Source organism: Amaricoccus tamworthensis (genome assembly GCF_049800875.1).
GTDB classification, from domain to species: domain Bacteria; phylum Pseudomonadota; class Alphaproteobacteria; order Rhodobacterales; family Rhodobacteraceae; genus Amaricoccus; species Amaricoccus tamworthensis.
This window is the reverse complement of the sequence record NZ_JBNAFV010000005.1, coordinates 158,194-175,176: the sequence shown is the minus strand read 5'-3', so window position 1 is coordinate 175,176 and position 16,983 is coordinate 158,194. Positions and strand designations below refer to the sequence as shown.

The window sequence follows — 16,983 nt, the reverse complement described above, 5'->3', positions numbered from 1 at the left end:
CATGCCGGCTTACTGGATTGCGCATGTCAACGTCATGGACGAGGAGTCCTACGCCAAATATGCAAAGGCTGCGACGGAGCCGATTCTGGCCCATGGCGGCAAATTCCTGGCACGCGGCGGGCGTTTTGTTCAGCTTGAGGGCAACGAGCGCGCCCGAAATGTGGTCATCGAGTTTCCCACGCTGGAGAATGCGGAGGCGTGCTACAGATCGGACGCCTACCAGGCGGCTCTGGAGTTCGCGCGGGACGCATCGGTGCGCGATCTGATGGTTGTCGAAGGCGCCTGATTCAAGCCAGCATCCGGTCCATTTTTCGTGATCGGCCCTTTGGAACTTTATCGCTGTCCTGTGGTTGTTCCGACATACGCAACGAGCGAATGGAGGACGATAACAATGGCTATCAATAGCGACACCATCGAAGGCAACTGGAAAGAGTGGAGTGGCAAGGCCCGTGAGAAATGGGGCGAGCTGACCGACGATGAACTTCAGCAGGCACAGGGAAACCGTGAGCAGCTGGAGGGACTTATCCAGCAGAAATACGGCAAGTCCAAAGAGGAAGCCAAGCAGGAAGTCGACCAGTTCTTCGGCACGCTCTAAGCCGCCAAGGCTTGAAGCACAGTCCCGTTTGGACATCGAAACCTGTCTCGACGTGGAAACCTGTCTCGACGTGATAGGGGGTGGATCATCCGATCCGCCCCCGTTTCATGTCTGGGGCCTTACATGGCCACGTAACGGTCGCGTCTGTGATTTATGCCTATGATGGCGTTCATGACTGCGGCCCCGATCACTGAAAGCAGCAGTGTGAATGGCGAAATCGTAATCGCCGCCAAGGCAAACACCATCGCATCCACCGCCATCTGAAACCATCCGGCGCGAAAGCCGAACCGGTCCTGAAAGTAGAGGGCCAGGATACCAAAACCGCCCATGCTGGCCCCGTGCCGAAACACCGCCAACAGCCCCGCCGCGAGGATCATCCCGGCGATGACCGCGCCCGCATAGGGGTTCACGCCCTCGAAATTCAGCACATGGGGTTGGACCATGGAGAAAAAGGACATGAGCCCGACGGCGGCAAAAGTCTTGACCGTGAACCTGCGCCCCATGCGGACGAAGCCAAACCAGTAAAACGGCAGGTTGATCACGAAAAAGACCGGGCCAAATCCAAGCCCGGTCCATTTGGATATCAGCAGCGACAGCCCGGCCGTCTGGCCCGTGACAAGCCCCAGATGCTGGAGAAGTCCGAGGCCGACCGCCATCATGGCGGTGCCGAAAACAATGCCCTGAACGTCCTCAAACAGGGTGTGGCGGGGCGCTTCGGGCGCTGTTTCCGTTTGTTCGGCCAATCGGGTCAGCCACCCAGTGCTTTTTGCAGGTTGGCGTCGATCTTCTCAAGGAAGCCGGTCGTGGTCAGCCATTTCTGGTCCGGTCCGACGAGCAGGGCGAGGTCCTTGGTCATGAAGCCGCTCTCGACCGTATCCACCACAACCTTGTCGAGGGTTTCGGCAAAGTTCAAAAGCTCCGCATTGTCGTCGAGCTTGGCGCGATGCTTCAGACCGCCTGTCCAGGCATAGATCGAGGCGATGGAGTTGGTGGAGGTCTCATGCCCTGCCTGATGCTGACGATAGTGACGCGTCACCGTACCGTGCGCGGCCTCGGCCTCAACGGTTTTTCCGTCCGGTGTCATCAGCACGGACGTCATCAGTCCCAGCGAACCGAAGCCCTGGGCCACCGTGTCTGACTGCACGTCGCCGTCATAGTTCTTACAGGCCCAGACATAGCCACCATTCCACTTCATGGCACAGGCAACCATGTCGTCGATCAGGCGGTGTTCATAGGTAATGCCGGCTTCCTTGAATTTGTCGGCAAACTCGGTGTCGAACACTTCCTGGAACAGATCCTTGAACTGGCCGTCATAGGCTTTCATGATCGTGTTTTTGGTGGACAGGTACACCGGCCAGCCGAGAGAAAGGCCGTAATTCATCGAGGCCCGGGCAAAGTCGCGGATCGAGTCGTCGAGGTTGTACATTGCAACGGTGACACCGGATGAGGGTGCGTCGAACACCTCGCGCTCGATGGTCTCGCCGTCTTCCCCAACAAACTTGATTGTCAGCTTGCCCGCGCCTGGGAACCGGAAGTCGGTGGCGCGGTACTGATCGCCAAACGCATGGCGGCCGACCACGATGGGTTTGGTCCAGCCAGGCACAAGGCGCGGCACGTTCGAGCAGATAATCGGCTGGCGGAAGATCACACCGCCCAGGATGTTGCGGATGGTCCCGTTCGGGGAGCGGTACATGCGTTTGAGGCCAAACTCCTCAACGCGGGCCTCATCGGGGGTGATGGTCGCGCATTTGACGCCAACGCCGTACTGCTTGATCGCCTCGGCCGCATCGACGGTGATCTGGTCGTCCGTCCGGTCACGCTCCTCAATGCCAAGATCATAGTATTTAAGGTCAATATCGAGATAGGGGAGGATCAGCTTCTGTTTGATGAAATCCCAGATGATCCGGGTCATTTCATCCCCGTCCAGTTCTACAACCGGGTTCTCCACTTTGATCTTGGTCATTTGGACCCTTTCACAATCTGCTGAGGATACTGAGGATAGTGTCGGCCTCCAGGAGGCGTAATTTGCGGCATATAAGTCGTGTATACGTAAGTATACAGTAAATTGGAACGGTCTGTGACGGGCTTTTTCGACCTAACGCCCGCCGATAAACCAATCGTAAAGCGCGTTCACTTGCCTGGCAATGCAGTCCGGCGTATCACGCCCGCGATATTTTGTTGGAGCGATACCTGGTGGCGGGCACGGATAACGGAAAACGCAACGCGATGTCGGGCCCACAGCCCGTTATGGTGCTGGTCAAACCGCAGATGGGCGAGAATATCGGCGCTTCCGCGCGGGCCATGTGGAATTTCGGTCTCGACCGGATGCGCCTGGTGGCCCCCCGCGATGGCTGGCCCAATCCAAAGGCCGAGGCGATGTCGAGCGGCGCCGGGCGTCTGCTCGACGAGGCGACGGTGCACGACACTACCGCTGATGCCATCGCCGACCTTGAGTACGTTTTCGCCACCACCGCCCGCGACCGGGACCTGACCAAGGAGGTCTTCACCCCCGACGAGGCGATGAAGAAAACCCGCGACATGATCGCCAACGGTCAGAAGGTCGGATTTCTGTTTGGCCCCGAGCGCTCGGGGCTTGAGAGCGCGGACGTGGTTCGGGCCAACGCCGTCGTGTCGGTCCCCGTCAATCCGGCTTTCGGTTCGCTCAATCTCGCCCAATGCGTGCTCCTCCTGGCCTATGAGTGGGGCCAGGATGTGGTGCCGCAGCCCGACGAGGAGTTCCGCATGAGCGCCGGTGAACTGGCCCCGTCTGCTGATGTGGGGCGCTTTGTCGACACGCTCGTCGAGCGGCTCGATAGGGTCGGGTTTTTCTATCCTGAAAACAAACGGGACAGCATGATCGCCAATCTCGAAAACCTGTTCCGGCGCGCGCCTTTGACGCCTCCGGACATTCGGATACTCCATGGCGTGACGCGTGCTCTGGCTGAGAAGGTCAGGGGGCGCAAATGAGCGATTGCATCAACATCCGGTCCGGAGGGCGTAATGGCTAAGGGACGCAGCATTTTTGAGGACGTGGACGCCGGCAGCGCGGCGGAAGTGGCCAAAGCCAAACCTGTCGAGCGCAAAAAGCAGCCGAAAGAGGCGGGCCGCAAGGGCATCGTCGCCTGGCTGACCGTGCTCTTCGTTTTGGTTTTCGCAATGATCGTAGTCGGCGGACTGACGCGCCTCACCGATTCCGGGCTGTCCATCACCGAATGGAAGCCGGTAACGGGCGCGGTGCCGCCGATGAATGCCGAGGCTTGGGAGGCCGAGTTCGCGAAATACCGCGAAACGCCACAGTTTGAGATCATGAACTCCGACATGACGCTGGAGGGTTTCAAAACCATCTACTGGTGGGAATGGGGCCACCGGCAGCTCGGCCGTCTCGTCGGCGCGGTCTGGTTCATCGGCTTCCTTTATTTCCTCGCCCGCAAGCAAATACCGCGTGGCTGGACCGGGCGTCTACTCGGCCTCGGCGCCCTTGGCGGGCTTCAGGGCGCAATTGGCTGGTGGATGGTGGCCTCGGGTCTGACCGGAGAGATGGTCAGCGTTGCCTCCTATCGCCTGGCGACGCATCTGGGTCTCGCCTTTGCCATCCTTGGCCTGATCGTCTGGTACGTGCTTCATTTGCGAAACCGGGAGCAGGAGTTGATGCAGGCCCGGCGTCTGCGCAACGGGCGGCTGGTGACCTGGGGCACGGTGCTGATCTGTGTCTGTTTTGCCCAGATTATCCTCGGCGCAATGGTCGCCGGGATTGATGCGGGGCGAGGGCACATCGACTGGCCGCTGATGGCGGGTGAGTTTTTCCCGTCCGATTCGTTCAGCATCACGCCCGCTTGGCGGAACTTCATGGAAAATCCGGGTCTTGTGCAGTTCAACCACCGTATGCTGGGCTACATTCTGGCGATCCTGGGCCTGTTTGCATGGCTGGCCAGCCGCAAATCCGCCTCAACCCATATCCGGCGCGCCTTTGACGCGGTGGGGATTGCCATGATCGTGCAGATCCTGCTGGGCATCTACACCGTCATCAACGCCTCGCCATGGCAGATCGCCATCGTGCACCAGGCTGTCGCCGTCGCACTGTTCGCGCTGATCATCCGCGCGCGCTTCGCGGCCTGCTATCCCCGTGCCGACAGTCTGCGGCGCGGCTGATTACTGGTCCCATTCCGGGGTGCGTTTGTCGAGAAACGCCTCGATGCCTTTGGCGGTGTCGGGGCGCATCATGTTGGCGGCAATGACCTTACCGGTATGCGCGTAGGCCTCGGCCATGGTCATCTCGGCCTGCTCATAAAAGGCCCGCTTGCCGATCCGCACCGCCGGGCCAAGCTTGCCCGCGATCTTCTCCGCCAGATCCCGTGTAGTGTTTTTCAACTTCTCCGGAGGCGCTGCGTGGTTGATGAGCCCGACGTTTTCGGCCTGTTCCGCCGTCAGGAAATCGCCCGTGGTCAGCAACTCAAACGCCTTCTTCCGCCCGATATTCCGGGTCAGCGCCACCATAGGGGTGGAGCAGAAAAGCCCGATATTCACGCCATTTACCCCAAACCTCGCGTCCGACGCCGCTACCGCCAGGTCACAGGTCGCCACCAGCTGACAGCCCGCGGCCGCCGCGATGCCATGAACCTGGGCGATCACCGGCTGGGGCAGGTTCACGATCGACATCATCATTTTCGAGCATTTGTCGAACAGCGCCTCAAACTCCGCCTGACCGCCATCATCAGCCTCCCGCGCTGCAGTCATTTCCCGCAGGTCATGTCCGGCACAGAAGGCGCGTCCCTCGCCACGGATCACCACAACCCGAATGGAGCGGTCCCCGGCCAGCGCATCCAGCTGCGCCTGCAGTGCGTCGAGCATCCCGTTGGACAGGGCATTGAGTTTGCCCGGATTTTTCAGTGTCAGCGTCGCAACCGCGCCCGCATCCTCGCGCAGCAGAATATCGCCTTCCATGGTCCCGCTCCCCTTGTGTCGCCGTCCGGTACTGGTCAGTCTGCACCCATGGTGATGCCGAGGAAAGAGCCGGAATGGAACTGAAATTTACCGCTGCCGAGCTTCAGGGATATCTTGGTGAGGTCTTCCCCGAAACCGAAGGCCGCTTCGAAATTCTGGATCTGGATGCGGGCCGTTTGCGCGTCAAAATGCGTGTCGGGCCCGGCGATCTGCGCCCCGGTGGTACGGTTTCGGGACCGACCATGTTTCTGCTGGCCGATTGCGCCTTCTACATGGCTACGCTCGCCCTGATCGGGCGGGAGGCCTTGACGGTCACGACCAACGCGAGCATTGATTTCATGCGCAAGCCCTCGCCAGGTGACATGACCGCAGACGCCCGGATTCTGAAACTCGGGCGCAGTCTGTCCGTGGGCGATGTTCTGATCTATTCCCACGGTGTGGCCGAGCCGGTGGCGCGGGCGGGGATGACATATTCCATTCCGCCAAAACGTGCGCTGGAAAAGGATTGACAGAAGCGGAAAATCCTGGAACAAAAGTGAAACACGTTAATTTCTCCCTGGATATTTTGTATCAAATCCTTCAGGGTAACACCATATATGCCCCAGGAGGATGTTGAGGGAATGAAGTACGGCGGTTTCGGGGTGGGACGTGGCGTGGGGGCGCCGCAATCCGGAGCGGCTTTTACATTCGTCGATCTGTTTGCCGGAATCGGTGGTCTGCGCATCGGTTTTGAGGGCATTGGCGGCGAGTGCGTGTTCACCAGCGAGTGGAACAAATATTCGCAGCAGACCTATCTGGAGAATTTCGGCTCCGATCATCCGGTGATGGGTGACATTACCGAGATAGATCAGGGTGAGATACCGGCCCATGACGTCCTGCTCGCCGGGTTTCCCTGTCAGCCGTTCAGCATTGCGGGGGTGAGCAAGAAAAACTCCCTGAACCGTGCGCATGGCTTCATGGATGAGACCCAGGGCACGCTGTTTTTTGATGTGGCACGCATTATCAAACATCACCGGCCCAAGGCGTTTCTCCTTGAAAACGTTAAGAATCTCGTCTCCCACGACAAGGGCCGCACTTTTGAGGTGATCCTCAAGGTGTTGCAGGAGGATTTGGGCTACAAGGTGTCCTGGCGGATCATCGACGCCAGGTCCTGGGTGCCGCAGCATCGGGAGCGGATCTTCATCGTGGGTTTCCGGGAAGACGTCGATCCCGGCTTCACATTTGACGATATCATGGTGCCGGATGTGACGGCGAACCCAACGCTGGCGGATATTCTCCACCCCGAGGACGGATCTGAGGCGGCGGAGGAACCCTATACCTCCGGTGCGATGGGGCGGGTGGCTGACAAGTATACCCTCAGCGACAAGTTGTGGAATTACCTGCAAAATTACGCGGCCAAGCACCGGGCCAAGGGCAACGGATTTGGCTATGGCCTGTTCGACGGGACCGGCGTCGCGCGGACACTGTCGGCGCGGTATTACAAGGACGGGTCGGAAATTCTGATCGCGCAGAAGGGTAAAAACCCGCGGCGTCTGACCCCGCGGGAGTGTTCGCGGCTGATGGGGTTTGACCGAAAGGGCGGAAACCGTCCGTTTGCCATTCCGGTTTCGGACACGCAGGCCTATAAGCAGTTCGGAAATGCGGTTGCGGCACCGGTGGCGGTGGCAATCGCGGAGGCCCTGCAACCCTGGATCACAGGCAATGTCGTCCCGCTTAAAACCCGGAAAATCAAGGACGCAACCGGCTGAAAACAAACGGCCTTTGACCCGTTCGGAGGTCATGGCGCGTATTGGTCCAAAGGATACGAAACCCGAAATTCTGTTGCGGCGCGGGCTGCACCGGGCCGGGTTTCGGTACAGTCTGCATCGCCGGGACCTGCCCGGGAAGCCCGATATCGTGCTGCCGAAATGGCGGGCGGTGATTTTCGTCAATGGCTGTTATTGGCATGGGCATGAGGGCTGCATGCACTTTCGTCTGCCAAAGGGGAACGCGGAGTTCTGGGCCGCGAAAATTGGACGGACCCAGGCGCGGGATCTGGAAAATGTTGAGGCATGCCAAACACTTGGCTGGCGCGTGCTGACGGTCTGGGAATGCACCATGCGCGGCCGGACGGCGCTTGAACCTGATGTTTTGATTGATCAGGTCGGGGCGTGGCTGGCCTCGGGTGAGGAGCGCGGGGTTGTTGAGGGTGTACAGCCGGCATGAAACAGGGGTCGTTGCGGCAGTATTTTGACGGGATCGCCTGCAAAAGTCTGACCAGTGTGGACACGGTGCAGGGGAAATCCAACCAGCACGAGGTCGGCGGCCGCAATGCGTTCAACACGCTGCTTGGCACTGACGCGAACCGGATGCGCAAGGAAAACAACGGTATTCCAACACGTTACGTGCGCATCACCGACGACGCGGAGGACAGTCTGACCGTCGACAGCGACGTGACGTGGTACGATTCCCGCTGGAAAGATCCCAAGAGGGGGCCGGAATGGCGGCTCTATTATCCGACGAATGAAGTGACGCGGGTGATGCGGGAAGGGGACCTGTTTTTGCTGGCGAAAAAGCCGGACGGGACGTTGCTGATCGTGGTGGCGCCGAACGGGTCGACGGTGGAACAGCAGTTGCAGTGGCTGTTCGGTGTTGAGGCAACCCATTCAATTGAAACGCTTTTTGGCGATGATCTCGAAACCGGGCCGCTCGATCATCAGGTGCGGGGCATTCTTGAGGATTTGGGGATCGAGGTTTTGCCGGAGGATTCCGGATGGCTCGATCGGATGGTGGAGACGTTCCACGGGGCGTTTCCGTCGACGGCCAGGTTCTCGGATTTCGCGCGTGCAACATTGCCCGAAATGGATGCCAAAGCCGACCCGGATGGGGCGCTTTTGGCGTGGTTTGAGCGGGAGGATGTGCTGTTTCGCGAGCTGGAGCAGCATGTGGTGTCGCAGAGAATCCGTGAGGGTTTTCAATCCGGTAACCGGACGGACGTGGCGTCCTTCGTGCGGTTTTCGCTCAGCGTGAACAACCGTCGCAAGTCGCGCGCGGGATACGCCTTTGCGCATCATGTGCGGGAGGTCTTTTTGCGGTGCGGGATCGCTTTTGAGGCGGAAGTTGTGACGGAGATGAAGAAGCGGCTGGATTTTATGCTGCCGTCGGGGAGCCTGTATCACCGGGAGGATGTGGCGCGGGAGAGGCTGATTGCGCTGGGGGTCAAGACGACCTGCAAGGACCGGTGGCGGCAGGTGCTCTCGGAGGCGGAACACATCCCGCAGAAGTATCTCCTGACGCTCGAAACACGTATATCTTTCAGTCAGTTACAGGAAATGGCCTCGGATGGTCTGCGCCTCGTCATTCCCAAAGCACGGCACTGGGATTTCGGGGGGATGGCGCCGGGGACCGAGCCGATGAGCGTGGCGGAGTTCATTGAAATGGCGCGGGAGCGGCAGACGGAGTTCGGGATTCTGCCTGGTCAGATGGCGTTTGAGGTGTTCTGAGTGGCGCAGTTTGGTGTCAAAGTGGCACAGATTGAGAGTCAAATGGCACAGATTGTGAATCAAATGGCGCAGATTGCACGGGGTTTGGTCAAAAACGGGGGGTTTTTGCTGGGCATTTGGGGGAAACCGCTTCCGTCGCCGACTTCCCCCACCTGCAGGTCGCGTTAACCTATTCCTCGGCAATGGCCGCGTCGGTCAGCTTACCCAGAGCGCCGTTCATGGTGGCGAGATAGGGCGCGTCCGCGTCGATGCCGTGGGTCGCGGCGAGGTCGGCCGGTTCGTGATAGGACAGGCTGACGGAACCGTCGGCGTTTTCGTAGACCACCACGCGGAGCGGCAGGTCGAGACCGGCGGTCGGGGCGGCCTCGATGGCGGGGGTGCCGATTTTGGGATTGCCGAACATGAGCATCCGGGTGGGGCTCAGCCGGGTGCCGATCTGTTCGGCGCCGGCGGCGTGGTCGACATCGGCGAAGACGGTGGCGCCGGCTTCCTCGGCGGCGAGCGCGAGACGGTTGACGGTGTGGTCAACGGAATAGGGGCTCGTCTTGGTGATGAGATCGGCAAGTGCCGGGCTGGCCGTGGCCGTGAGCAGCGCGATGGTGGCTGCGGTTACCGGTTTCATGTGTACCCTCCTGGTTTGGTGACACAGTTCTACCCCCATGAACCAGGGAAGGTTCCAGACAAGTTTTTGTTAACCGCGGATTTTGGCCTGGACGGCGTCCACATAATACCAGCGCCCGTCGATCCGGCGAAACAGGCTGTTTTCGCGATGGGTGCCGGGACCGGCGGGGGTGTAGTAGCTGGCCTTGAAGAGGACGGTGCCCTCGTCATCCTGGGCACGGCCGCGGCGGGTTTTGAGGATTTTGAGGCCGGTCCACTGGTTTTGTGTGGCCCATTCGGCGGTGGCGATGGGGTCGAACGTGGATTGCCGGTCGGGGGCGAGGGTTTTGCGCAGCCAGGCGATGTCGCCACGGCAATGGGCGGTGTAGCGGGAACGCATGAGTTCCTCCGCCGTTTCGGGGCTGGCGGTGCCGTCGAGGAACCGGCCGCAGCAGGCGGGGTAGGGGCGTTTGCTGCCGCAGGGGCAGTTTTGCGGTGTGTCGCTCATGGCGGTGAGCTTTGCCCGAGCCGCAAACGGTCCGCAAGCGCGTTACGGTTTGACAAACGCCGGTGGGCGAAGGATTGAGGTAGACAGGGGATCAGGCTGGGGTGAGACGGTGCTGAGATACATTTTTCTGTTTGTTGCGGTTGTGGCCGTAATTGCGCTCTTTACCCGTAAACCCGGTCCGCGTCGCGTGCTTTATGTGACCATTGGCTTGATGGTGGTCTATACGGTGCTGAAGCTGACCGGGGTTGTGGACGGCATGCGGCCGGACCGGATGAGTGTTTTTTGAAGCGTTGTGCGAAAAACCTGAATCACCCAACGCTGCCTGAAATCGAGGATTTCAACGCGTTGGGTGATGAGAGATTTATCCGGTAATTCGCCAAACGCTGTAGGGAGTCAGGTTTCCCAGGACATGACCGCCACGGACATGATGGCGAGCGTGCCGCCGATAATTTCGCGCAGGCCCAGAGGTTCGCGAAAGACTACATGGCCGAGGGCCGCCATCAGAAGCAGGGTTGAGGCGGAGTAGAAAACCGCGACGGCGGCGAGCGAGTGGCTGCGCATCAGGAAAAACCAGCCGAAGGCGGGCAGGCCGTAGAGCAGGGCGCCGGTGACGAACATGACGGAATTCAGCCCGTCCGGGCGGCTGGAGGCCAGTTTGATGAAATAATCCCCGGCAAGGGTCATCAGCGAGACGGCAACCAGCAGCAGAACGGTGTTCATGGAAGACCCCGCCAGTTGATGGGGCGGAGTATTGGGCAAACCTCTTCCGTTTTCCGGGCATGCCGGAAGTAATCCCGTAAAGGACGCATGTGTGACTACTCTTTTTGAAATATTGGATTGTATGACTGAGAGTATATCCGATTTTTGCTCAATTTTCAATCAGACCGGCGGTAGGGGGCGTGGGCCTGTCCGCAGGATACAGGTGTCTGTAGAGCGGGTGAGGGCGGAGGGAATCGCATCGAATTGTGGGGTACTATAATACCGTATTTTTAACACGATGATTTTGTTTGATTATTTCTGACGAAAGGGTGTTGACGTGGATGCGATTCCGGCTAAAACACGCGCTCGTTCGGTTGACGGGTCGTGGGAATACGCCTGCACCCCGGACCCTGAGCTTAAAAAGATCGGACCTGACAATGAAAACATATTCCGCCAAACCGGCAGATATTGAAAAGAAGTGGGTCATCATCGACGCCGAGGGCGTGGTGCTTGGCCGTCTCGCAACCCATGTGGCCATGCGTCTGCGTGGCAAGCACAAGGCGACGTTTACGCCGCATATGGACATGGGCGACAACGTGATCGTCATCAACGCCGACAAGGTGCAGATGACCGGTAACAAGCGTACTGACAAGAAATACTACTGGCACACCGGTCACCCGGGCGGCATCAAGCACCGCACTGCCGGTCAGATCCTTGAGGGCGCACATCCCGAGCGTGTCGTGATGAAAGCCGTTGAGCGCATGCTGCCCGGTGGACCGCTGAGCCGTGCCCAGATGTCGAACCTGCGCGTTTACGCCGGTGCCGAGCATCCCCATGAAGCGCAGTCGCCGGAAGTGGTCGACGTTGCCTCGATGAATCCCAAAAACACCCGGAGCGCATGAACATGGCTGACCTTTCCTCGCTCGAAGAGCTCCAGAGCGCCGTTGCCGACGCTCCCGCCGCTGATGCGGCTCCCGCGCGTGAGCCGGTTCGTGACGAACTTGGCCGCTCCTATGCCACCGGCAAGCGGAAGGACGCGGTTGCCCGTGTCTGGATCCGTCCGGGTTCCGGCAAGGTGACCGTAAACGGCAAGGACATGAACACCTATTTCGCACGTCCCGTGCTGCAGATGGTGATCGGTCAGGCGTTCAGCGTCGCCGGTGTTTCCGGTCAGTTCGACGTGATGGCGACCGTCAAGGGCGGTGGTCTGTCCGGTCAGGCCGGTGCGGTGAAGCACGGCATTTCCAAGGCGCTGACGCTTTATGAGCCGTCCCTGCGTCCCGCTCTGAAAGCCGCCGGCTTCCTGACCCGCGACAGCCGCGTGGTTGAGCGTAAGAAATACGGTAAGCGCAAGGCGCGCCGGAGCTTCCAGTTCTCCAAGCGTTAATTCGCCTCGGACCATTTGGATTTGGAAAGGGCTGCGGTTTCGCGGCCCTTTTTTTGTGTTTAGAGAGTCGTAATCTTTAGGCGGAGAGGGCAGGGACAACCGCGGGCGAAGCGGAGCGCCGCCCATGGGGGCGGTTGGCGCTGCCCGGCGTTCCCGCCGGGCGGGACGGTTTATTGGGGCATTCCTTGGTTCCGACCGGGCGCGTGAGCCGACACGCTAGATTTCGAAAATCTTCCCGGGGTTCAGGATGTTCTGCGGGTCGAGGGCTTTTTTGATGGCGATCATCACGTCGACCGTGTCGCCGAGTTCGCGGCGGAGGTAGGGCTGTTTGCCCTGGCCGATGCCGTGTTCGCCGGTGCAGGTGCCTTCCATGGAGATGGCGAGGTCGTTGAGCCAGCCGATGAAATCCTTTGCCCGCTCGTATTCCGCCGGGTCGTCCGGCATCACGAGCAGGGAGAAGTGGAAATTGCCGTCGCCCACATGGCCTACGATGGGGGCGGGGAAGCCGAGTTTGTCGGCCTCGCGTTCGGCCTCTGTCACGCAGTCGGCGAGGCGGGAGACCGGGACACACACATCCGTAGCGATGGGCCGGGCGCCGGGGCGCAGGGGCAGGACGGAGAAATAGGCGTCGTGGCGGGCTTTCCAGAGGCGGTTGCGTTCCTCGGTGCTGCTCGTCCAGGCGAAGGCGCTGCCGCTGAATTCGGAGGCGACCTCCCCGAAGGTTTCGGCCTGTTCGGCGACGGAGGCCTCGGTGCCGTGAAATTCCAGCAGCAGAAGTGGTGTCGGTGGCAGATCGAGTTTGGAATAGGCGTTGCAGGCCTGGACCTGAAGCGCGTTCAGAAGCTCGATGCGGGCAATGGGCAGGCCCATCTGAATGGCCGTGGTCACGGAGCGGCACGCGGAATGCACGTCCGGGAAGGAGCAGGTGGCGGCCGAGATTTTCTCCGGGATGCCGTGCAGGCGGAGCGTGATGCCGGTGATGATGCCCAGTGTGCCCTCGGCGCCGATAAGGAGCCGGGTGATGTCGTAGCCGGCGGAGGTTTTGCGGGCGCGGGTGCCGGTTTTGACGATGCGGCCATCGGCCAGCACGGCGGTGAGGCCCAGGATGTTGTCCTTCATGGTGCCGTAGCGCACGGCGTTGGTGCCGGAGGCGCGGGTGGCGGCCATGCCGCCGATGCTGGCATTGGCGCCGGGATCGACGGGGAAGAACAGGCCCTGGTCGCGCAGGGCGTGGTTGAGGTCTTCGCGGGTGATGCCGGGCTCAACCACGCAGTCGAGATCCTCGGAATTGATGCTGAGGACGCGGTTCATGCGCGAAAAATCGAGGCTGATGCCGCCATTGGGCGCGTTGACCTGGCCCTCGAGCGAGGTGCCGGTGCCAAAGGGAATGACCGGGATGGCGTTGCGGGCGCAGATGCGGACGGTTTCCGCGACTTCCTCAGTCGTCTGGGGGAAGACAACCGCGTCGGGCGGCTGGTTTGGAATGGGGGTGGTGGTGTGCGCGTGCTGTTCGCGGATGGAGCGGCCGGTCTGGATCCGGTCGCCATAGAGGTTTTGGAGATCGGCAATGGCCGCGTCGAGGCCGGTTGCGGTGATGGTATCGGACGCGGTCATTGCCGTCTGGTATCCTCGGATGCCTGGGATCAGGCGTTGGTCATGCGTGCGCCGTCGCCGTCGGGACGGGGCGGTGCTTCGACGGTGGTGGTGTCGTCTTCCTCAGCCGGGGCTGCGGTTTCGGCGTCCTCCGTCGTGTCGTCGTCCTCCGATGCGTCCTCGATGCCGTCGGTCTGAAGCGGGCCGAGGATGAGGGGCAGGGCGGCGGACTGGTCGCTGATGACCTCGTTTTCCGGGGTCTTCCACGTGAGGGTGTCGAATGCGCCGCAGGCGTCGCAGACCGGGGTCCAGTCGGCATGGACCTGGTTGCATTTGCTGCAGACCCACTGCGGACCGCGGGAGGCCTCGAGCGCCTTGGCAAGCCAGCCGCGGACCACGGCTTCGGGCGAGCCCTCGCCGCGCTCGATGGCGGCCATGAGCGAGAGGCTGCGGGTGGTGGGCTCGGTCTCCGCGAGGTCGCCCAGAGCCTTGCGGGCGGCGGGGAAGTCCTCGGCGGTGAGCGCCAGTTCGGTGCGCAGAAGTTTGCTCTCGATGTGGTTGGGGTTGGAAGCGATCAGCACCTCGAACCGCTTGCGGCGCTGCTCCGGGGTTTCGTCCGGAACGATGGCGGCGAAGGCGGCGGCGAGATCCGGGTGCGGATTGACCGACCAGGCCTTGGTCAGGACCTTGTTGGCCTTGCGCTTGGATCCGGCCTCGGCATGGACATGGGCGGCCATGGCGGCGGCGGGCACGAGCGTGGGCGCCAGCTTGATCGCCTGAAGCGCCGCGTCGTTGCGCCGCGCGGTGTTGCCGGCGGCCTGGGCGGCGCGGGCGTCCGCGAGCGACAGGACGGCATCCCGGCGGTTGCCCACGTCGCGGGGCAGAAGGCGGGTGTGCATGGAGGCGTTGAGGGTTTCGCGGGCGCCGGACCAGTCCTCCTCACGCGACTGCAGCTCAAAGAGCTGGGTCAGGAGCGCGGGGTTGCCGGGCTGGATCGCGAAGGCCTTTTTGGCGAGGGCCAGGGCCTTCTCGGTGTCGCCTTCCTCAAGTTGCTGCTGCATCAGGCCCTTGATACCGACGAAGCGCGTGCGGTCGTTTTCGAGCAGGGCCTTGTACTGGGCGGTCGCCTTTTTTCTGTCTCCGGCGAGTTCCGCGGACTGTGCGGCGAGAAGACCGGTCAACTCGGGACGGTTGAGCAGTTTGTCAGCCTTGGTGGCTTTTTTCTGGGCAAGTTTGGCGTCGCCGGAGGCCAGTGCGATCATGCCGTCGGAAAGCGCGTCATAGCCGCGTTTTTCGCGGTTGCGGCCGAAATAGCGGCTGATTGCGGTCTCGTCGCCCAACAGGAAGCGGAAGGTCGCGAGCAGAAGCCCCGCGATTTTCAGCAGGAGCCAAGCGGCGAGCAGGAAAACCACAAGCGCGATGATCGCGCCCATGGGCGAGAGGAACCACTCGCGGCCCGCGACGGCGATTGCGATTTCGCCGGGGGTTTCCAGCACGATGCTGAGGCCGAAGGCGAGGGCGATGGCCAGGCCAAGGAACAGGAATATTTTGATGAGCTGCCAGATCATGTCGGTGCCCCCCTCTTAATTTACGGCCGGAAGGCTGCTGCGAAGCTCGGCGAGCCCCTGATCAGCCGCCGCGCGCGCCTCGGCCCGCTGGAGCCAGCCGCTCATGGCATCAAGCGCCTCGGTGGGCAGTTTTTCGGCCTCGGCCAGTGCGCCGGCGAGATCGTCATTGCGCAGCCGGTCCTCCATGCGGGAGAGAACGGCGTCGGGGTCCATGCCATCCTGCGGCGTCAGGGAGCGGGTTGCCACCTGGGCCTCAAGATAGGCTTTGGAGCGTCCGATGAAGCCCTCTTCCGCTGCGGTGGCCATGATGGTCGCGCGGATGGCGTCATGGGCCGCGTCCGGGAAGCTTTCGCGCAGCATCAGAAGCGTGGGTGCGCCGGTTTCGGCCGCACCAGCCAGACCCTCGGGCACGGTGATGCCGCCCGCCTCAAGCCGGCTGACCGGTTCGGCGAAGGGCTGGGCCGATGACAGGGCGGCGGCGACCTGGGCCGCGTCGGCCTCAATGGCGGCGGCGCTGAGTGCCTCGGTGGCGTCGGACTGGATCTCATCGACCTTTGCCTGGGCCGCGTTGATCGAGCGGTCGGCGGTGGCCGCGACCTCGTCAATGCGGGAGGCAAGGGCGCTGACCTGGTCGGAGAGTGAGCCAAGTTCGCCGCGAAGCCCCTCAAGCTCGGCGCGGTAGACGTCGATCTGGGCCACGGCCTCGGAGGACAGCTCGCTCGATTCGGCGATGCCACCGGAGAGCTGCTCCTTCATGGCGCCAAGTTCGGAGATCTGACCCTCGACGGTGCTTTCCAGCCGCGCCAGCGTCTGACGGGTGCTGACGATGTCGAGATCGGCCATTGTGGCCTCAAGCTCGGCGATTTTTGCGTCGGTTTCCGTGGCGAGACCGGCGATGGCGGAGGCCACGACGCCCTCGATGTCGACTTCCTCGACGGCGACGAGTTCCGCGACCTCGGTGGTGACGGCATTGAGCTCGCTGTCGACACGGGCCTCAAGTTCGGCAATGCGGTCGAGCGTGGAATTGGTGCCCGGTGTCAGCCAGTTGGCCACGGGCGCCATACCCGAGGGCAGATGCGGCGCGATTTTAGGTGCGCCCCAGATGCCGATGGCCGCACCAATGAGCAGCAGAACCAGGAATTTCAGCGCGCGGGAGGCGAAGCTGGGCTGGTGAACCTCCTCGTACTCGTCGTGATGCGCGTCGTGCTCGGGCTGTGCGGATGGTTCCTCCACCGGCTCGGGCTCGGACGTTTCGGGCTCCTCGACAGGCGCGGGCGTGTCGTCCTCGACGAGGGCAATCGGGTCCTCGGAGTGTTCGAGCTCGTCAATAATGGAATCGTCCGTGTCGCCGGTGACGGTATCGTTGGTCGCGTCCGGCGTGTCGTCGCCCGGTGTCCCGTCCGGGTCGTCGAGGCTGTCGGTGAAAATGTTTTCGCCGTCGGTATCGGAGCCGTCCGCGCCATCGGCGGTATCGTCCGATTCCCCAAAAATATCGTTGGCGGAAGTGGTTTCCACCGTATCCTCAGAGGTCTCCCCGGTGGTGTTTTTGTCCTCTGTGTCGTCCCCAGTTTCGGTTTTTTTACTTACCATAGACCTCTTCCCCACGTGCG

20 protein-coding genes are annotated in these 16,983 nt (G+C 61.6%); 11 read left to right on the top strand and 9 right to left on the bottom strand.

Annotation, left to right across the window (positions count from 1 at the left end; all coding sequences use genetic code 11):
- The first annotated feature begins 1 nt into the window (after position 1).
- Positions 2–286, top strand: coding sequence for a DUF1330 domain-containing protein (locus ACP15P_RS11250; protein WP_424928555.1), 285 nt, complete (start codon positions 2–4; stop codon positions 284–286).
- 105 nt (positions 287–391) lie between these two features.
- Positions 392–595: a CsbD family protein gene (locus ACP15P_RS11245; RefSeq protein WP_424928554.1), complete on the top strand. Its 204-nt coding sequence runs from the start codon at positions 392–394 to the stop codon at positions 593–595.
- 119 nt (positions 596–714) lie between these two features.
- Here ACP15P_RS11245 and ACP15P_RS11240 read toward each other — a convergent pair whose 3' ends face one another.
- Both ACP15P_RS11240 and ACP15P_RS11235 read right to left on the bottom strand, forming a co-directional pair.
- A complete protein-coding gene (locus tag ACP15P_RS11240) occupies positions 715–1,338 on the bottom strand; it encodes a YitT family protein (RefSeq protein ID WP_424928553.1) in 624 nt (207 codons plus the stop codon).
- Between the two features lie 5 nt (positions 1,339–1,343).
- Positions 1,344–2,558: an NADP-dependent isocitrate dehydrogenase gene (locus tag ACP15P_RS11235; protein ID WP_424928552.1), complete on the bottom strand. Its 1,215-nt coding sequence runs from the start codon at positions 2,556–2,558 to the stop codon at positions 1,344–1,346.
- A 230-nt stretch (positions 2,559–2,788) separates the two neighbouring features.
- Here ACP15P_RS11235 and ACP15P_RS11230 point away from each other — a divergent pair, with 230 nt between their 5' ends.
- Both ACP15P_RS11230 and ctaA read left to right on the top strand, forming a co-directional pair.
- Positions 2,789–3,562 carry an RNA methyltransferase gene (locus ACP15P_RS11230; protein ID WP_424928551.1) on the top strand — a complete coding sequence of 258 codons (774 nt, stop codon included), beginning with the start codon at positions 2,789–2,791 and terminating at the stop codon, positions 3,560–3,562.
- Positions 3,563–3,595: 33 nt separating this feature from the next.
- Positions 3,596–4,744, top strand: coding sequence for a heme A synthase (ctaA, locus tag ACP15P_RS11225; protein WP_424928550.1), 1,149 nt, complete (start codon positions 3,596–3,598; stop codon positions 4,742–4,744).
- Here ctaA and ACP15P_RS11220 read toward each other — a convergent pair whose 3' ends face one another.
- The gene (locus ACP15P_RS11220; RefSeq protein WP_424928549.1) at positions 4,745–5,536 is read right to left on the bottom strand and encodes an enoyl-CoA hydratase; all 792 of its coding nucleotides are present in this window, start codon (positions 5,534–5,536) and stop codon (positions 4,745–4,747) included. It abuts the gene before it with no gap.
- Between the two features lie 74 nt (positions 5,537–5,610).
- On the opposite strand from ACP15P_RS11220, the gene ACP15P_RS11215 reads away from it, so the two are divergent.
- The 4 genes from ACP15P_RS11215 (at position 5,611) to ACP15P_RS11200 (ending at position 9,018) form a co-directional block, all read left to right on the top strand.
- Entirely contained in the window at positions 5,611–6,045 is a 435-nt protein-coding gene (locus ACP15P_RS11215; protein WP_424928548.1) for a PaaI family thioesterase, read from the top strand.
- An 87-nt stretch (positions 6,046–6,132) separates the two neighbouring features.
- Positions 6,133–7,284, top strand: a complete 1,152-nt coding sequence (gene dcm / locus ACP15P_RS11210) for a DNA (cytosine-5-)-methyltransferase (protein ID WP_424928547.1) — start codon at positions 6,133–6,135, stop codon at positions 7,282–7,284.
- The gene (locus tag ACP15P_RS11205) at positions 7,238–7,741 is read left to right on the top strand and encodes a very short patch repair endonuclease (protein WP_424928546.1); all 504 of its coding nucleotides are present in this window, start codon (positions 7,238–7,240) and stop codon (positions 7,739–7,741) included. Before dcm ends, ACP15P_RS11205 begins: the two co-directional genes overlap by 47 nt.
- A complete protein-coding gene (locus tag ACP15P_RS11200; RefSeq protein WP_424928545.1) occupies positions 7,738–9,018 on the top strand; it encodes a type II restriction endonuclease in 1,281 nt (426 codons plus the stop codon). Before ACP15P_RS11205 ends, ACP15P_RS11200 begins: the two co-directional genes overlap by 4 nt.
- A 169-nt stretch (positions 9,019–9,187) precedes the next feature.
- Here the strand turns inward: ACP15P_RS11200 and ACP15P_RS11195 are convergent, their stop codons facing one another.
- Together ACP15P_RS11195 and ACP15P_RS11190 are read right to left on the bottom strand one after the other, a co-directional pair.
- A complete protein-coding gene (locus ACP15P_RS11195; RefSeq protein ID WP_424928544.1) occupies positions 9,188–9,640 on the bottom strand; it encodes a DUF302 domain-containing protein in 453 nt (150 codons plus the stop codon).
- Positions 9,641–9,709: 69 nt separating this feature from the next.
- Positions 9,710–10,126 carry a YchJ family protein gene (locus ACP15P_RS11190; protein WP_424928543.1) on the bottom strand — a complete coding sequence of 139 codons (417 nt, stop codon included), beginning with the start codon at positions 10,124–10,126 and terminating at the stop codon, positions 9,710–9,712.
- A gap of 109 nt (positions 10,127–10,235) precedes the next feature.
- On the opposite strand from ACP15P_RS11190, the gene ACP15P_RS11185 reads away from it, so the two are divergent.
- The gene (locus tag ACP15P_RS11185; protein ID WP_424928542.1) at positions 10,236–10,412 is read left to right on the top strand and encodes a hypothetical protein; all 177 of its coding nucleotides are present in this window, start codon (positions 10,236–10,238) and stop codon (positions 10,410–10,412) included.
- Positions 10,413–10,519: 107 nt separating this feature from the next.
- On the opposite strand, the gene ACP15P_RS11180 is transcribed toward ACP15P_RS11185, so the two are convergent.
- Positions 10,520–10,846, bottom strand: a complete 327-nt coding sequence (locus tag ACP15P_RS11180; protein WP_424928541.1) for a hypothetical protein — start codon at positions 10,844–10,846, stop codon at positions 10,520–10,522.
- Positions 10,847–11,262: 416 nt separating this feature from the next.
- Here ACP15P_RS11180 and rplM point away from each other — a divergent pair, with 416 nt between their 5' ends.
- Positions 11,263–11,727, top strand: a complete 465-nt coding sequence (gene rplM / locus ACP15P_RS11175; RefSeq protein ID WP_424928540.1) for a 50S ribosomal protein L13 — start codon at positions 11,263–11,265, stop codon at positions 11,725–11,727.
- Positions 11,728–11,729: 2 nt separating this feature from the next.
- Positions 11,730–12,212, top strand: coding sequence for a 30S ribosomal protein S9 (gene rpsI / locus ACP15P_RS11170; protein ID WP_424928539.1), 483 nt, complete (start codon positions 11,730–11,732; stop codon positions 12,210–12,212).
- A 216-nt stretch (positions 12,213–12,428) separates the two neighbouring features.
- Here the strand turns inward: rpsI and ACP15P_RS11165 are convergent, their stop codons facing one another.
- Genes ACP15P_RS11165 through ACP15P_RS11155 form a run of 3 tightly spaced genes read right to left on the bottom strand, consistent with a single transcriptional unit; the run spans position 12,429 to position 16,963 of the window.
- Positions 12,429–13,826, bottom strand: coding sequence for an FAD-binding oxidoreductase (locus tag ACP15P_RS11165; protein ID WP_424928538.1), 1,398 nt, complete (start codon positions 13,824–13,826; stop codon positions 12,429–12,431).
- Between the two features lie 29 nt (positions 13,827–13,855).
- Positions 13,856–15,373 carry a heme biosynthesis protein HemY gene (locus tag ACP15P_RS11160; RefSeq protein WP_424928537.1) on the bottom strand — a complete coding sequence of 506 codons (1,518 nt, stop codon included), beginning with the start codon at positions 15,371–15,373 and terminating at the stop codon, positions 13,856–13,858.
- 15 nt (positions 15,374–15,388) lie between these two features.
- Positions 15,389–16,963, bottom strand: a complete 1,575-nt coding sequence (locus tag ACP15P_RS11155; RefSeq protein WP_424928536.1) for a COG4223 family protein — start codon at positions 16,961–16,963, stop codon at positions 15,389–15,391.
- Between the last annotated feature and the right edge of the window lie 20 nt (positions 16,964–16,983).

Excerpts from the sequence above, each read along its gene's own strand:
- ACP15P_RS11200 (WP_424928545.1), top strand. The coding sequence starts at position 7,738 with ATGAAACAGGGGTCGTTGCGGCAGTATTTTGACGGGATCGCCTGCAAA.
- ACP15P_RS11165 (WP_424928538.1), bottom strand. The coding sequence starts at position 13,826 with ATGACCGCGTCCGATACCATCACCGCAACCGGCCTCGACGCGGCCATT.
- ctaA (WP_424928550.1), top strand. The coding sequence starts at position 3,596 with ATGGCTAAGGGACGCAGCATTTTTGAGGACGTGGACGCCGGCAGCGCG.
- rpsI (WP_424928539.1), top strand. The coding sequence starts at position 11,730 with ATGGCTGACCTTTCCTCGCTCGAAGAGCTCCAGAGCGCCGTTGCCGAC.
- ACP15P_RS11220 (WP_424928549.1), bottom strand. The coding sequence starts at position 5,536 with ATGGAAGGCGATATTCTGCTGCGCGAGGATGCGGGCGCGGTTGCGACG.
- rplM (WP_424928540.1), top strand. The coding sequence starts at position 11,263 with ATGAAAACATATTCCGCCAAACCGGCAGATATTGAAAAGAAGTGGGTC.
- ACP15P_RS11215 (WP_424928548.1), top strand. The coding sequence starts at position 5,611 with ATGGAACTGAAATTTACCGCTGCCGAGCTTCAGGGATATCTTGGTGAG.
- ACP15P_RS11235 (WP_424928552.1), bottom strand. The coding sequence starts at position 2,558 with ATGACCAAGATCAAAGTGGAGAACCCGGTTGTAGAACTGGACGGGGAT.
- ACP15P_RS11245 (WP_424928554.1), top strand. The coding sequence starts at position 392 with ATGGCTATCAATAGCGACACCATCGAAGGCAACTGGAAAGAGTGGAGT.
- ACP15P_RS11180 (WP_424928541.1), bottom strand. The coding sequence starts at position 10,846 with ATGAACACCGTTCTGCTGCTGGTTGCCGTCTCGCTGATGACCCTTGCC.
- ACP15P_RS11250 (WP_424928555.1), top strand. The coding sequence starts at position 2 with ATGCCGGCTTACTGGATTGCGCATGTCAACGTCATGGACGAGGAGTCC.
- ACP15P_RS11160 (WP_424928537.1), bottom strand. The coding sequence starts at position 15,373 with ATGATCTGGCAGCTCATCAAAATATTCCTGTTCCTTGGCCTGGCCATC.
- ACP15P_RS11205 (WP_424928546.1), top strand. The coding sequence starts at position 7,238 with ATGTCGTCCCGCTTAAAACCCGGAAAATCAAGGACGCAACCGGCTGAA.
- dcm (WP_424928547.1), top strand. The coding sequence starts at position 6,133 with ATGCCCCAGGAGGATGTTGAGGGAATGAAGTACGGCGGTTTCGGGGTG.
- ACP15P_RS11190 (WP_424928543.1), bottom strand. The coding sequence starts at position 10,126 with ATGAGCGACACACCGCAAAACTGCCCCTGCGGCAGCAAACGCCCCTAC.
- ACP15P_RS11155 (WP_424928536.1), bottom strand. The coding sequence starts at position 16,963 with ATGGTAAGTAAAAAAACCGAAACTGGGGACGACACAGAGGACAAAAAC.
- ACP15P_RS11195 (WP_424928544.1), bottom strand. The coding sequence starts at position 9,640 with ATGAAACCGGTAACCGCAGCCACCATCGCGCTGCTCACGGCCACGGCC.